Genomic DNA, 13,166 nt, shown 5'->3' on the forward strand with positions numbered 1-13,166 from the left:
CATCCCCCGCTGTCCGCCTAGGCGGACACCCTCCGCTGGACTCCCCTCCCGCGATGGCCCACGAAAAGGAATTCACCATGCGCAACCTCTTTATGAAGGCAGTCGCGGTCGGTGCCGTGACCATGATGGCGCTCGGTGCCACCGCCTGTTCCAACGAGCGCGATGGCCAGGGGGGCGGCACTGCCTCCTCCGCCAAGGGCTTCGCGGCCGACTCCCTGATCGGTGTAGCTCTGCCGTCCAAGACCTCGGAGAACTGGGTCCTCGCCGGTGACCTGTTCACCAACGGGCTCAAGGAGGCGGGCTTCAAGGCCGACGTTCAGTACGCGGGGGCCTCGAGCACCGTTGCCGACCAGCAGAACCAGATATCCGCCATGGTCACCAAGGGCGCGAAGGTCATCGTCATCGGCGCGACCGACGCCGCGCAGCTCTCGACCCAGGTGAAGCAGGCCAAGGAGTCGGGTGCGACCGTCATCGCCTACGACCGCCTCATCACCAACACCCCGGACGTGGACTACTACATCGCGTACGACAACTTCGAGGTCGGTCAGCTGCAGGGCAAGGCGCTGCTGGAGGGCATGAAGGCCAAGAAGCCGACGGGGCCGTGGACCATCGAGCTGTTCTCCGGCTCGCCGGACGACAACAACTCCGCCGTGTTCTTCAACGGTGCGATGGACGTCCTCAAGCCGCTCATCGAAAAGGGTGACGTCGTGGTCGGCTCCGGCCAGACGGACGTCAAGCAGACCGCCATCCAGGGCTGGAAGGCCGAGAACGCCCAGCAGCGCATGGACTCGCTGCTGACCTCCACCTACAACGGGGGCAAGACCCTCGACGGCGTCCTCTCGCCGAACGACACCCTCGCCCGCGCCATCCTCACCTCGGTCAAGGGCGCCGGCAAGCCGCTGCCGGTCGTCACCGGCCAGGACTCCGAGGCCGAGTCGGTCAAGTCCATCATGGCGGGTGCGCAGTACTCCACCATCAACAAGGACACCCGCAAGCTGGTCTCGGAGACCATCAACATGGTCAAGGCCCTGCAGGAGGGCACTGCGCCGCAGGTCAACGACACGAAGTCGTATGACAACGGTATCAAGATCGTCCCGGCCTACCTGCTTCCGCCGGTGATCGTGACCAAGGCCAACGCGGCCGAGGCCTACGCCACCGACCCCAAGCTGGCTGCCCTCACCAAGTAGCCGCACCACTGACGCGCGCGCCGGCCCCCTTCCGGCGCGCGCGTCGCTGTATGCCGCCACGGGTTCCGTACGGGCGCGCCTGTCCACACGCGCGCCGAAGGCGCACCTGCGCGCCCTCCCGCACGGCCCCCGCACCGCCCACGTCGCGGAGTCACCTCCCGCACCGAGGAAGCTGGAACGTTCGATGGACCGCCTCGACAACACCGTCCGCCCCTACCCCTGGGGCTCCACCACCGCCATCCCGGAACTCCTCGGCACCGCCCCCACCGGTGAGCCCCAGGCCGAGATGTGGATGGGGGCCCACCCCGGCGCGCCGTCCCGCACGGCGCGCGGACCTCTGAACGAGCTCATCGACGCCGCTCCCGTACGCGAACTGGGCGCCGCGGCCGTCGACACGTTCGGCCCGCGCCTGCCCTTCCTCCTGAAGCTGCTCGCCGCCGGCGCCCCGCTCTCCCTCCAGGTACACCCCGACCTCGCCCAGGCGCGGGCCGGATTCGCCGCCGAGGAGGCTGGGGGAATTCCGATCGACTCTCCCCACCGCACGTACAAGGACGCCAACCACAAGCCCGAACTGATCTGTGCTCTCACACCGTTCACAGGGCTGTGCGGCTTCCGCACCCCCATCGAGGCAGCCGGCTTCATCGGCGCACTGGGCGTCGACTCCCTCAAGCCGTACGTCGACCTGCTGGACGTGCGCCCCGAAGACGCCGCGCTGCGCGAGGTCATGACGGCCCTGCTCACTGCCGACCGCGAGCGGATGGTGCACACGGTCGCCGAAGCCGCTGCGGCCGCCGCCCGCCTCGGCGGTGCGCACGCCCCGTACGCCGCCCTCGCCCACCACTACCCGAGCGATCCCGGCGTCATCGCCGCCATGTTGCTCAACCACGTCGAACTCCAGCCCGGCGAGGCCCTCTTTCTCGGCGCGGGCGTCCCGCACGCCTACCTCGACGGCCTGGGCGTCGAGATCATGGCCAACTCCGACAACGTGCTGCGCTGCGGACTCACGCCCAAGCACATCGACGTCCCGGAGCTGCTGAAGATCGTCCGCTTCGAACCGAACGAACCGGCCGTTCTGCGCCCCCGGACCTCGGCGTCGGGCGAGGAGATCTACGACACCCCCGTCGACGAGTTCCGGCTCTCCCGCTTCGTACGGTCGCGGGGCGCCGCGCCCACCGACCTCACCGCCCCCACGCCTCAGATCCTGCTCGCCGTCGCAGGTCGGCCCAAGGCGAGCGGAGTGACCCTCTCCCCCGGCGAGTCGGTCTTCGTGCCGGCGGACGAAACGACCGAACTCTCCGGTACGGGCACGGTCTTTCGCGCCACCGTCGTAGCCTGATGCGACGCTGTCCGACCGGCTGCTGCTGAGCGCTCTCGGTCTCCCCCGCGTATCGATTCCCGTGCGCCGAGAATGCAAAGCGGCCAAGTCCGACATGACCTTCCAGGCTCTGTTCGCTTGACGAAACCACTGAGCACGAGAACGTCTGCGGCTTCCTCCGAGATCGGACTCACGTAGCGATGACGTGCTCCGCACGGAACTCGTCTGGCTATGCGAGCCGCTGACGCTCGCCGAAGGCGCCCTCGGTCCGGGGGATTTGGCCCAAGGCCGGGTAATTAGCGTTCTCGCAGGTCATGCAAGCGGTGTTGGTGTCCATGCTCTGGCGGCGTAGAGGCCGGGGCCGAGTTTGTGGATGAGGCCACTGGTAGCCATCTGGAGAGCTGTCGATGCCGGCGGGCTGGACGACCAGGTCACGGGCGGTCTGGAGGGCGACGGTGAAGCGGCAGCGGTCCGTACCGTTGCCGGGCAGGGACTCGGCGGCCTCGCCCATCACAGTCGGCAGTGCCTGATAGAGCGTGAGCAGGGCCACACTTCCTGCTCGACGCCGGCTGGGTCACCAGAGCGCAGGACGCGCCCGTTCATGATCGTGTGGCGGAGTGGGTAGTACGCGGATTCTTGCTCCCACCGCTTGCGATAGAGACCCTCCAGCGCGGCCGCAGGGTAGCGGCGGGCGGCGGTCAGGGTAGTGGCCAGCCGGTACGAGCGCCGCCATGCGGGGGTGGGCCATCTTCGCTTCGTGCTCGTTCTCGCTCACGGATTCGACTCTAGCCGCCAGCGACGATGCGGAGCCTTCGGTCCAGGTCGGCCCCGGGATGGGACGGCCGCCCTCTGTACCGTGAATCCAGCCGATGACCCGATCTCGGCTCATGCAGTGGTGGCCGGCCTCTGTTCGAGGGCAGCCTGTCTGACCTCCAGGAGGCCAGGGCTCGCGCATTCCCCGCGGTACGGGGAATGCGCCCAACACGCTTTCCAATTCTCTCGAATGCAGTTCACCGGCGTCCGTACCGGTGCTGACCTGCGGCGGAGGTGGTCGTTGACCAGTCGTTGAACCTGGCCGGACGGTGGTGAATGAGACCAGAACTGAGACCGGGGAGTTGCTTGTCCGCGTGAGGAGCACCGGGTGTGGTGAACGGTGGTGGTCAGCTGGATGCGAGTGCTTCGGCGGGGGAGGTGCGGGCAGCGCGGGTTGCCGGGTAGAGGCCGGCGAGGGCTCCGATGGTGACGGCGGCCCCTACGCCGGCGAGGACGGCTTGGGTGGGGATGGTGACGGGCCAGTTCTGGTTGAGTGCCCAGCCGACGCTGACGGCCAGACCGATGACCACGCCGCTGATGCCACCGAGGGCGGAGAGGGCCACGGATTCGGCGAGGAACTGCAGCTTGATCTGGCCGCGGCCGGCTCCGATGGCCCGGCGCAGGCCGATCTCGGCTCGTCGTTCGAGCACGGAGATGACCATGGTGTTGGCGACTCCGATACCTCCGACCAGCAGGGCGATCGCTCCCAGCCCGAGGAACATCAGCTTGAAGGTGTTCTTGACGGCGAGCGCGGTGGTGAGGGCGTCGGAGGGGCGGCTGATGTTCACCTGTTCGGGGTGCTGCGGGTTGACCGTCTGTGCGAGAACGTCGTGCACGTCGTTGACCGCCTCGTCGGCGGAGCGTACGTAGATGGTGGTCGGGTGTCCGTCGAAGCCGAGCTTGGCGGCGGCGTCCCAGCCGATCAGGGCGGAGCGGTCGATCTCGGGGGCGAGGGTGACGGGGCTCAGAATGCCGGCGACGGTGAACCACTGGCCGCCCAGGTAGACGGCCGTGCCGGGGGTGTGGATGCCGAACCGGTCGGCGGCGACGGAGCCGAGGACGACTGCGGGGTATTGCTCGGTGGCCGCGTTGAGCCAGGTGCCCTTGGCGATCGTGGCGCCGATGGTGGCGGGCAGGTCGAGCCGGGTGGCCTGGACGGCGATGCCGGCGGTGTCGCGCTGGTCGGTCTTGTCGTTGCGGTGCACGGTGGCGTTGGAGACCGTGCCCACGGCGGAGACCTGGCGCACGGGTGCGATCCGGCTCACCATGGTCGCGGATTCCGCGGGTAGTTCGGACTTGGTTCCGAACGGGTCCTGTCCGGTGGTGGCGGTGAGCAGGTTGGTGCCGACCTTGGCGATCTGGGCCTCGATCTGTGCCTGACTGCCGGCGGTGATGCCGAGGATGGCGACCATCGCGGCGATGCCGATCGCGATGCCGAGGGCGGACAGGCACGCGCGCAGCGGGCGCCCGCGGACGCCGACCAGTCCGACACGGATGACGTCGCCGGGGCTGAGGCGGGCGGACGCCGGTAGTGGGGCGGGTGCCTCGGTCCGGGTCGGTGCGGTGACCGTGTTCACGTCTCGTCCCTAGGCTCGTAGCGCGGCGGGGGCAGTATCACCGCGGCTGTCATCGGGTCGAGTGGTTCGCTGTCGTAGCGAATGCGGCCGTCGAGGATCTCGACCCGGCGGGGCAGCGATCGGGCGATGGTCTGGTCGTGGGTGATGACGGCGATGGTGGTGCCGTCGGCATTGAGCTCGTGCAGCAGCCGCATCACCTGGGTGCCGGAGGCGGAGTCCAGCGCTCCGGTGGGCTCGTCGGCGAGCACGATCGCGGGCCGCCCCACCAGGGCGCGGGCGATGGCCACGCGCTGCCGTTCACCGCCGGAGAGTTCGTGGGGCCGGTGGGCGAGCCGGTGGCCCAGGCCTACGCGTCCCAGCGCCTCGGCGGCGAGGGAGCGGCGGCGTCGTCGTGGCACACCGTGGTAGAGCAGCCCGGTGGCGACGTTCTCCACCGCGCTCAGGTGTGGGGTGAGGAAGAACTGCTGGAAGACGAAGCCGATCCAGCGGGAGCGCACGGCTGACAGCTGACGGTCGGTCAGGCGGGCGGCGTTGTGGCCCATCACCCTGACGTGTCCAGCGGTTGGCCGGTCCAGGGTTCCCATGAGCTGCAGCATCGTCGACTTGCCGGACCCGGAGGGGCCGACGACGGCCAGCAGCTCGCCGGGCCATACCCGCAAGGAGACCTCGCGCAGTGCGTGTACGCCCCCGGGGTAGGACTTGCCGACGCCGTCGAGTTCGATGACGGGGATCATGAGGAGGGGACCTCCACTTTCACGCCTTCGTGCAGGTCCGGGCTGGTGACCTCCACGTTGCCACCGGCGAAGATGCCGAGCGTGACGGGCACCAGGCGGGTGGTGCCGTCGTCGGCCACGACCTGGACGGCGTAGGCGCCCTGGACGGTGGCCAGCAGCGACGTCACCGGTACGGCCAGCACGTTCTTGCGCTCGTCGCTGGTGAACAGCACCGTGACCGGGGCCCCGTCGAGTCTGCCCGCGTCCGCGGGTTTGTCGAGCGTGACCTTCACCTTGATGGTGGCGTTGTCGGTTCCGGAGCCGGCCTGGCTGTTGCCTGCCGGGCCCGCCCTGCCGGCGTTGTCGGGGGCTGTGGCGACGGTGCCGACGTCGCTGATGTGACCTGAGGTCGTCGTGCCGCCAGGCAGCTGTACCTGCACGGCCGCTCCCTGCTTGGCCAAGGCCACCTTGCCGGTCGCCAGGTTCACGCTGACCACCCGGTTCGTACCGGTGGCGCTCAGCACCGTGCCGGAAGCGGGGGCGCCGACCGTCCCGGTGACGGAGGCGACCCGGATCGCGGTGGGCTCCACCACGACATCCCCGAGCGCGACCGTGCCGGTCTGTGACCGCCCCTGAGCCTTCTGCCAGCTCTTGACCGCCTGGGCGGTGGCATCGCTGAAGTGCTTGTTGTCGGCCAGGTCGCTGCCGTAGCCGAGGGCCTTGAGATTCTCCTTCAGCTCCTGCACGTCCGCACCGTCGGACACGCCCACTTTCAGGTCACGCCAGGACGGGACCGACCCGTACAGCAGCGGAACCGGCTTGTCATCCACGCGGTAGACCTGCTGGCCGCGCTCGATGGTCTGTCCCTGAGCGGGCAGCCACGTCAGCACGTTGGCACCCGCGTTCGACGCACCGGACGTCCTGGATGGGCCGCCACCCGCCGTGCCGGGACCGGAACCGGAGCCCGCGGTGATCGTGTAGGAGCCGTCGAAGCCGAGCGTCCCGTCGACCTTGTCCTGCTCCACCAGGTCGGTTCTGGTGACCGCTGCTGTCGTCGGCCGGGCCGTGCCGGCTACCTGCTTGTCTCCCGTGGGGCGGACCGCGAGGTACGCTGCGGCGCAGCCTGCCACCAAGACCAGCGCCGTGCAGACGACCAGCCAGCGACCTCCCCGCCGGCCAGGGCGCGCCGCCTCGGAGGCAGGCGTGCCGGGTACCGGGAGGGCAGCGGTGATCGGGTCGGGGTCGGGTGGGCCGGTGACCGTGCCGGGGCCGGCCGCTGCGCCGTGGTCAGGGTTCATTGGCACGTCATCCTGTTCTGTCGGTGGATCATCCCGCACCGCTCCCGGGCGCAGAGCCGGCCGGCTTCGACATGACCGACTGGCACGCCTTGTTCGCCGCGTCCATCTTCTGCGGGTCCACATTTCCTTCGACGCGCAGCGAACCGCTTCCGTCCGGGTCCTGCATGTTCACGCCGTGCTCGCGCATGCACTGGGCCATCTTGGTGAGCATGTCCTTGGCCTTCGGGTCGTTCATGCTCGAACCGCCGGCGCTGAGGAAATGCTGGCATTCCTGCAGGGCCGCCTGCACCTTGGTCGGGTCCTGGCCCGGACCGCCGAGCCTGACGGAACCGCCCGCCTGCGCGTCCGGCACGTCCACGCCCTTGTCGCGCATGCAGCGGGCGAACTGCAGCTGTGCGTCCTCGGGGTTCGCCGCCCCCGGAGACGGACTCGCCGAACTCCCGGCTTGCGAGCCGTTGCCGAGGCTGGCCACCTTCGGGCCGCCGTCCTGGCCGCCGCCGCAGCCGGCCAGCACCAGTGCCGCCACTCCCACCCCCACACCGGCCAGCCCCCGCCGGAGCCTGGAAGGCGTGCGCAGCGTGGGAGCAGGCCGGATCAGTGTGCTGATCTTCATCTTCTCGTACCCTTCGCCCTAGGGCCGGATTCGGCCGTCGGCACCAAGGAATACGCGGCTCGGCATTTCATGGGCGTTCCAGTTTTCTGTTATGCCGCAGAAACATTCGACGCGATACCACTTGGCGCAGGGAAAGCCGGCGCCCGATATATGCCCGGCGGCGACCCGCGGACAGGAAGAAGGGAACGAGCGATGCGCGTATTGGTGGCCGAGGACGAGCACGTGCTCGCCGACCTGGTGGCAGCGGGTCTGCGCGCGTACGCGATGGCCGTCGATATCGCCTACGACGGCCCCAGCGCCCAGCAGCGGCTGGCGGTCAACGACTACGACGTGCTCGTGCTGGACCGCGACCTGCCCGGCGTCCACGGTGACCAGATCTGCCGGGAGCTGACCGGGAGAGGCGCCCGCACCCGCATCCTCATGCTCACCGCAGCCGGCACGGTGGCCGACCGGGTCCAAGGACTGCGGCTGGGCGCCGACGACTACCTGCCCAAGCCCTTCGAATACGACGAACTGGTCGCCCGAGTCCAGGCGCTCGGCCGCCGCACCCAGACCGCACTGCCGCCCATCCTGGAAAAGGGCGGCCTCGTGCTCGACGCCGCGAACCGCCAGGTCCACCGGAACGGCCGCTATCTGGCGTTGTCCCGCAAGGAGTTCGCCGTCCTCGAAGTGCTGCTGCGGGCCAGGGGGGCGGCGGTCAGCACGGAGGAGCTGCTGGAACGCGCCTGGGACGAGAACGCCGACCCGTTCACCAACGCCGTCCGCGTCACCCTCTCCAGGCTCCGCAGCAAACTCGGACAGCCCCCGATGATCGAGACCCTGCCTGGCATCGGCTACCGGATATGAACGCGGCGCCCGTGCACCCCAACCCCGTCCACCCGCCCGTCCAGGCCGACCACCCCAGGAAGGTACGCCGCCTGCTGCCGACCGTACGGGTCCGCCTGACCGCCCTGTACGGCGGACTGTTCTTCCTCGCCGGCACGCTACTGATCACCGTCATCTACCTGTGGTTCCAGCAGCGCACGGCCACTGCTAGGACCGTGTCCGTCGGAACCGAAGCGGGCACACCGCTCGGCTCCCGACCCCCCATCGTCGGACCGCTCCCCTCGCTGCCCGGGCAATGGCGGCAGTCGGCCGTGCAGCCGCCGAACATCGTGCCGGGGGCGGTGACCGACGCCATCGCGCGGTACAGGCACGAAATGCTGCAGGAGCTACTGACCGTCTCCGGCATCGCACTCGCCCTGCTGGTGCTCCTCGCTATGCTGCTGGGCTGGTGGATGGCCGGGCACGTCCTGCGACCGGTCCACGCGATCACTACGACCGCCCGGCGGCTGTCCTGGGAGAACCTGCACGAACGGATCGCCCTCACCGGCCCCCGCGACGAGTTCAAGGAACTCGCCGACACCTTCGACGACCTCCTTGACCGGCTGCACAACGCCTTCTCCAGTCAGCGGCGCTTCATCGCCAACGCCTCCCACGAACTACGCACCCCCCTGACCATCCAACGCGCCGCCATCCAGATCGGTCTCGCCGACACCTCCCCCTCACCCGACAGCCTCAACACGGTCAGGCAGCAGCTCCTCGACGCCAACCGCCGTGCCGAACGCCTCATCGACGGACTGCTGCTCCTCGCCCAGGGCGAACAAGGGCTCACCCACCGCGAACCGGTCGCGCTGGACGAAGTGGCCGCCGAGGTGGCCCGCCAACATGAGTCCGTCGCGACCGCCTCCGGCGTCACGGTCGACCTGGACCTGCACCCGGTCAGCGTCCTGGGCAACCCGGTCCTGCTCACCCACCTCGTGACCAACCTGGTCCAGAACGCGATCCGGCACAACCACCGCGGCGGCGCGCTGCAGATCCGCACATCCCCGCACGGTGGACTGGTCGTCCACAACAGCGGACCCTACGTGCCCGCGGACACCCTCCCCGAGCTGTTTGAGCCCTTCCGGCGAGGCGTCACCGCTCGCACCGGCTCCACCAAGGGCGCCGGACTGGGCCTGTCCATCGTCCGCTCCATCGCCCAGGTCCATGCCGGGACCGTCACCGCCCGTCCGAACCCCGACGGGGGCCTGGAGGTCCACGTCAGCCTGCCTCAACTACCCACCGTCGCCATCGGTACCCGCAGCCCGCAGCCGGCGCCCGCCGGGTATCGGTCCCCGCAGACCAACAGCCCCGTATCGCCCAGCACGTGAGGTGTCGGGTGCCCTTCGGAACCAGAGGTTCGAGTGACCTCGGCCAGAAGTTCGCTCTGGGCTCCGCCGACTCGCGGCAACACCGCGATGCCGCCCAGCGGCTCCTGATCGATGCTGATGACAGTGCCTGATCGGGTGACCTGAACCGAATCTGCAACCACGGAACGACGAAGGCCCCGACCGCACTGCGGTCGGGGCCTTACGTTTGCCCATGCCCTTGATGTTCGGGGCTCCCTTGCGTGAGATGACGGGCAGGATCCGGCGTTTACGCAGCTCATCGCGGTTGGGGTTGGAGTCGTAGCCCTTGTCTCCGAGCAGGGCGTCCGGGCGCCTGCGGGGTCGGCCGGGACGGCCCGCCACGGGTGGGATGCCGTCGACCAGGGCGAGGGTCTGGGTGACGTCGTTGACGTTCGCCGCGGTCGTGATGACTCTGAGCGGGGTGCCGTGTGTCCGGTCTGCGGGGTGACACCAAGCTCGTCGGCATCGACTTCCGGGTGCAGAACGAGAAGCTCTACGGGGTCGGTGACCGCGGCGGCATCTACACCCTCAGCACCACCAACGCCAAGGCCGTGAAGGTCTCCCAGCTCACCGTGGCCCTGTCGGGCACGCGGTTCGGAGTTGACTTCAACCCGGCCGCCAACCGGCTGCGCGTCATCTCCGACACCGGCCAGAACCTGCGCCACAACATCGACGACGCCACGGCCACCCTGGGCACCACCCTCGACGGCACGCTGACCAACCCCACCACCCCGCCGTCGACCGCCATGGGCGTCACCGGCGCCGCTTACACCAACAACGACCTGAACGCGGCGACCGCGACGACCCTGTTCGACCTCGACACGATGGCCGACCGGATCTCCCTGCAGTCCCCCGCCAACACCGGCGCCCTCGCCCCCACCGGAAACCTCGGCATCAACGCCGTACCGGACGCCGGCTTCGACATCTACTTCAACGCCAAGACCGGCACGAACAAAGGCTTCGCCGCCCTCAGCACGGGCAGCTCCTACAGGCTGTACGAGATCAACATCCTCACCGGCAAGGCCACCAACCAAGGTTCACCTGAACCGGCAGCAGGTCACCGACATCGCTCTGCCACTGAACCAGGAGCTGACGACGAGGATGTCGGCGGCGAGGCCGAGGAGGAGGATGCCCGCGCAGACGATGGCCCAGATGGACCTGCGTAGCAATGACTGGCAGGCGACCACGGTGCCGGGGTTCTGCGGGTGCTAGGTGACCTGGATGATCTCGACGCGGCTCTGGGTGTACATGGAACGGCTCTGGCCGTGCATGTCCGTGTACACATAGTTCCCCGTCTTGCCGAACAGGTCGGTCATCATGTCGAGCCGTACCGCCTCGACGGTGAGCACGACGGTCACGAGGGCGACGGCCCCGGCCCCGAGCCTGAATACGCGTGTCCGCCTGTCCTGCTCGGGCTCGGTCAGGGCGTGGACGGTGACAAAGGCCGAACCTTCGACGGTCTCCCCAGCCTTCTCGGCGCGCTCGGGCAGGGTCGCGTTGACCGCGTCGACCAGGGCACCCGCGGCATGTCAGGCGCGGTCGCGGACCTTGGTTACACGCGACGTCGTGCTGGCCGCCCCTGAACACGAACCGGACCTCGACAGCGGGGCCGATCCGAGCTCCCCGCCGTTTCCGATTTGTGTCGGCTCGACCGGAGTCACGACGCTCTCAACGCTGCGTAGTCAGCACCAAGTCAGCACGGGACAGGTTGCGAGGGGTGCTGACATGGGGTTTCAGGTCAGCACCAAGTCAGCACGGGAGTCAGCACCACGACCCCAAAACGGCTGTAACTCTGCAATTCCGGCAGGGGCTTCCCACCCGCTTCCGGAGGGGTGCCAGGGAATCGGTTCGGACCTTATGGTGGCCGGACACACTCGGGTGGGTTTGATTGTGACGGCACGCCACATATACCGCTGACCTGGGGACTTCTACGTTGTGGCCACACCCGACGTCCCCGCAGACACCCTGGAAGTGGTGCACATGGTCTCCCCCGGAACTGTCCCCAAGGCTCCATCCGGAATCAGACGGATCGTTGCCGCCAGTCTCATCGGGACCACCATCGAGTGGTACGACTTCTTCCTCTACGGGACCGCCGCCGCCCTGGTCTTCAACAAGCTGTTCTTCCCCACCGCCGATCCGCTCACGGGCACCCTGATCGCTTTCCTCACCTACGCCATCGGGTTCCTCGCCCGGCCGCTGGGCGGGGTGGTCTTCGGGCATTTCGGGGACAAGGTCGGGCGCAAGAAGCTGCTGGTGCTGAGTCTGCTGATGATGGGCGGGGCCACCTTCGCGATGGGGCTGCTACCCACCCACGCGAGCATCGGGGTCTGGGCGCCGATCCTGCTGACCGTGCTGCGCCTGGTGCAGGGGTTCGCGCTGGGCGGCGAGTGGGGCGGGGCCGTGCTGATCGTGTCCGAGCACGGAGGGGCCGAGCACCGCGGGTTCTGGGCCTCATGGCCGCAGTCCGGGGCTCCCGGGGGGAACTTGCTGGCCACCGGGGTACTGGCGCTGCTCGCCGGGGTGCAGTCGGACGCGACGTTCCTCGCATGGGGCTGGCGGATCCCCTTCCTGCTCTCCGGGCTCCTCGTGATGGTCGGGCTGTGGATCCGTCTCTCGGTGTCCGAGTCGCCCGTCTTCCTCGCGGCGCAGGCCGAGGCAGCGGCCTCGGGGCGGGGCGAGGAGGAGAAGGCCCCCGTCGTCCAGGTGTTCCGCAAGGACTGGCGGCAGGTCCTGGTCGCCATCGGCACCCGGTTCGGCGAGAACATCTCGTACTACGTCCTCACTTCCTTCCTCCTCGTCTACGTCACCACCCATCTCGGGCTCCCCAAGACCACCGCGCTCAACGCGCTCCTGATCGGCTCGGCCGTGCACTTCCTGACCATCCCGGCCTGGGGCGCGCTGTCCGACCGGATCGGGCGCCGGCCGGTGACGCTGATCGGTTCGGCCGGCATGGCACTGTGGGCGTTCGCGTTCTTCGCGCTGGTGGACTCCGAGTCGTTCGCCGTCATCACCCTCGCCGTCACCGCCGGGCTGCTGCTGCACGGGGCCATGTACGGGCCGCAGGCCGCCTTCATCTCGGAGATGTTCGACACCAAGGTCCGCTACTCGGGCGCCTCGATGGGCTCCCAGCTCGCCTCGATCATCGCGGGGGCCCTGGCCCCGATCATCGCCGTCGAGCTCCTGAAAGACTACGGCTCCTCCGTGCCGGTCTCCGTCTATCTGAGCGCGGCCGCCCTCGTCACCACCCTCACCGTCCTGTTCGCCCGCGAGACCCGGGGCCGCGACCTGTCCGTCCCGAAGGCGGAGGCGGCGGGGCCGGCAGGGTCGTCCGCGGGAAGCGGGTACGCCGCCAAGGTGTCCGATCCCGCCTGAGCCCGCCCGCACGACGGGCCGCCCCCGTGACCGGTACGTCCGGTCGGGCGGGCGGACCCGCTCGCCAC

12 protein-coding genes and 1 pseudogene are annotated in these 13,166 nt (G+C 69.1%); 6 read left to right on the plus strand and 7 right to left on the minus strand.

Annotation, left to right across the window (positions count from 1 at the left end):
* Window positions 1-77: 77 nt before the first annotated feature.
* Together OG247_RS05475 and manA are read left to right on the plus strand one after the other, a co-directional pair.
* A complete protein-coding gene (locus tag OG247_RS05475) occupies window positions 78-1,187 on the plus strand; it encodes a sugar-binding protein (RefSeq protein WP_327251137.1) in 1,110 nt (369 codons plus the stop codon).
* A 184-nt stretch (window positions 1,188-1,371) separates the two neighbouring features.
* Window positions 1,372-2,523: a mannose-6-phosphate isomerase, class I gene (manA, locus tag OG247_RS05480; protein WP_327251138.1), complete on the plus strand. Its 1,152-nt coding sequence runs from the start codon at window positions 1,372-1,374 to the stop codon at window positions 2,521-2,523.
* A 208-nt stretch (window positions 2,524-2,731) separates the two neighbouring features.
* On the opposite strand, the gene OG247_RS44760 is transcribed toward manA, so the two are convergent.
* The 5 genes from OG247_RS44760 to OG247_RS05505 form a co-directional block, all read right to left on the minus strand.
* Window positions 2,732-3,052: a hypothetical protein gene (locus OG247_RS44760; protein ID WP_442813226.1), complete on the minus strand. Its 321-nt coding sequence runs from the start codon at window positions 3,050-3,052 to the stop codon at window positions 2,732-2,734.
* A 610-nt stretch (window positions 3,053-3,662) separates the two neighbouring features.
* Window positions 3,663-4,892, minus strand: coding sequence for an ABC transporter permease (locus OG247_RS05490; RefSeq protein WP_327251139.1), 1,230 nt, complete (start codon window positions 4,890-4,892; stop codon window positions 3,663-3,665).
* Window positions 4,889-5,626 carry an ABC transporter ATP-binding protein gene (locus OG247_RS05495; RefSeq protein ID WP_327251140.1) on the minus strand — a complete coding sequence of 246 codons (738 nt, stop codon included), beginning with the start codon at window positions 5,624-5,626 and terminating at the stop codon, window positions 4,889-4,891. The genes OG247_RS05490 and OG247_RS05495 overlap by 4 nt, the downstream gene beginning before the upstream one ends.
* Window positions 5,623-6,903, minus strand: a complete 1,281-nt coding sequence (locus tag OG247_RS05500) for a peptidoglycan-binding domain-containing protein (RefSeq protein ID WP_327251141.1) — start codon at window positions 6,901-6,903, stop codon at window positions 5,623-5,625. Before OG247_RS05500 ends, OG247_RS05495 begins: the two co-directional genes overlap by 4 nt.
* 28 nt (window positions 6,904-6,931) lie before the next feature.
* Window positions 6,932-7,516 carry a hypothetical protein gene (locus tag OG247_RS05505; RefSeq protein WP_267039866.1) on the minus strand — a complete coding sequence of 195 codons (585 nt, stop codon included), beginning with the start codon at window positions 7,514-7,516 and terminating at the stop codon, window positions 6,932-6,934.
* Window positions 7,517-7,708: 192 nt separating this feature from the next.
* Between OG247_RS05505 and OG247_RS05510 the strand changes: the two genes are divergently transcribed.
* Together OG247_RS05510 and OG247_RS05515 are read left to right on the plus strand one after the other, a co-directional pair.
* Window positions 7,709-8,362, plus strand: a complete 654-nt coding sequence (locus OG247_RS05510) for a response regulator transcription factor (RefSeq protein WP_327251142.1) — start codon at window positions 7,709-7,711, stop codon at window positions 8,360-8,362.
* Window positions 8,359-9,708, plus strand: a complete 1,350-nt coding sequence (locus tag OG247_RS05515; protein WP_327251143.1) for a sensor histidine kinase — start codon at window positions 8,359-8,361, stop codon at window positions 9,706-9,708. The genes OG247_RS05510 and OG247_RS05515 overlap by 4 nt, the downstream gene beginning before the upstream one ends.
* On the opposite strand, the gene OG247_RS44765 is transcribed toward OG247_RS05515, so the two are convergent.
* A complete protein-coding gene (locus tag OG247_RS44765) occupies window positions 9,613-10,134 on the minus strand; it encodes a transposase (RefSeq protein WP_442813583.1) in 522 nt (173 codons plus the stop codon). The two genes, OG247_RS05515 and OG247_RS44765, sit on opposite strands and share 96 nt — an antisense overlap.
* Before the next feature lie 17 nt (window positions 10,135-10,151).
* Between OG247_RS44765 and OG247_RS05520 the strand changes: the two are divergent.
* Window positions 10,152-10,812: pseudogene (locus OG247_RS05520) on the plus strand (DUF4394 domain-containing protein); the annotation flags it as partial.
* A 122-nt stretch (window positions 10,813-10,934) separates the two neighbouring features.
* Here the strand turns inward: OG247_RS05520 and OG247_RS05525 are convergent.
* Window positions 10,935-11,084 carry a hypothetical protein gene (locus tag OG247_RS05525; RefSeq protein WP_327251144.1) on the minus strand — a complete coding sequence of 50 codons (150 nt, stop codon included), beginning with the start codon at window positions 11,082-11,084 and terminating at the stop codon, window positions 10,935-10,937.
* Between the two features lie 622 nt (window positions 11,085-11,706).
* Here OG247_RS05525 and OG247_RS05530 point away from each other — a divergent pair.
* Window positions 11,707-13,098 (plus strand): MFS transporter, encoded by a 1,392-nt coding sequence (locus tag OG247_RS05530; RefSeq protein ID WP_327257349.1) that lies wholly within the window; start codon window positions 11,707-11,709, stop codon window positions 13,096-13,098.
* Window positions 13,099-13,166 lie beyond the last annotated feature (68 nt).

It is taken from the genome of Streptomyces sp. NBC_01244, assembly GCF_035987325.1.
Lineage (GTDB): Bacteria > Actinomycetota > Actinomycetes > Streptomycetales > Streptomycetaceae > Streptomyces.

What these genes read in the sequence shown, in the direction of transcription:
- OG247_RS05475 (WP_327251137.1), top strand. Translation starts at nt 78, where the DNA reads ATGCGCAACCTCTTTATGAAGGCAGTCGCGGTCGGTGCCGTGACCATG.
- manA (WP_327251138.1), top strand. Translation starts at nt 1,372, where the DNA reads ATGGACCGCCTCGACAACACCGTCCGCCCCTACCCCTGGGGCTCCACC.
- OG247_RS05495 (WP_327251140.1), bottom strand. Translation starts at nt 5,626, where the DNA reads ATGATCCCCGTCATCGAACTCGACGGCGTCGGCAAGTCCTACCCCGGG.
- OG247_RS05500 (WP_327251141.1), bottom strand. Translation starts at nt 6,903, where the DNA reads ATGAACCCTGACCACGGCGCAGCGGCCGGCCCCGGCACGGTCACCGGC.
- OG247_RS05505 (WP_267039866.1), bottom strand. Translation starts at nt 7,516, where the DNA reads ATGAAGATCAGCACACTGATCCGGCCTGCTCCCACGCTGCGCACGCCT.
- OG247_RS05510 (WP_327251142.1), top strand. Translation starts at nt 7,709, where the DNA reads ATGCGCGTATTGGTGGCCGAGGACGAGCACGTGCTCGCCGACCTGGTG.
- OG247_RS05515 (WP_327251143.1), top strand. Translation starts at nt 8,359, where the DNA reads ATGAACGCGGCGCCCGTGCACCCCAACCCCGTCCACCCGCCCGTCCAG.
- OG247_RS05530 (WP_327257349.1), top strand. Translation starts at nt 11,707, where the DNA reads ATGGTCTCCCCCGGAACTGTCCCCAAGGCTCCATCCGGAATCAGACGG.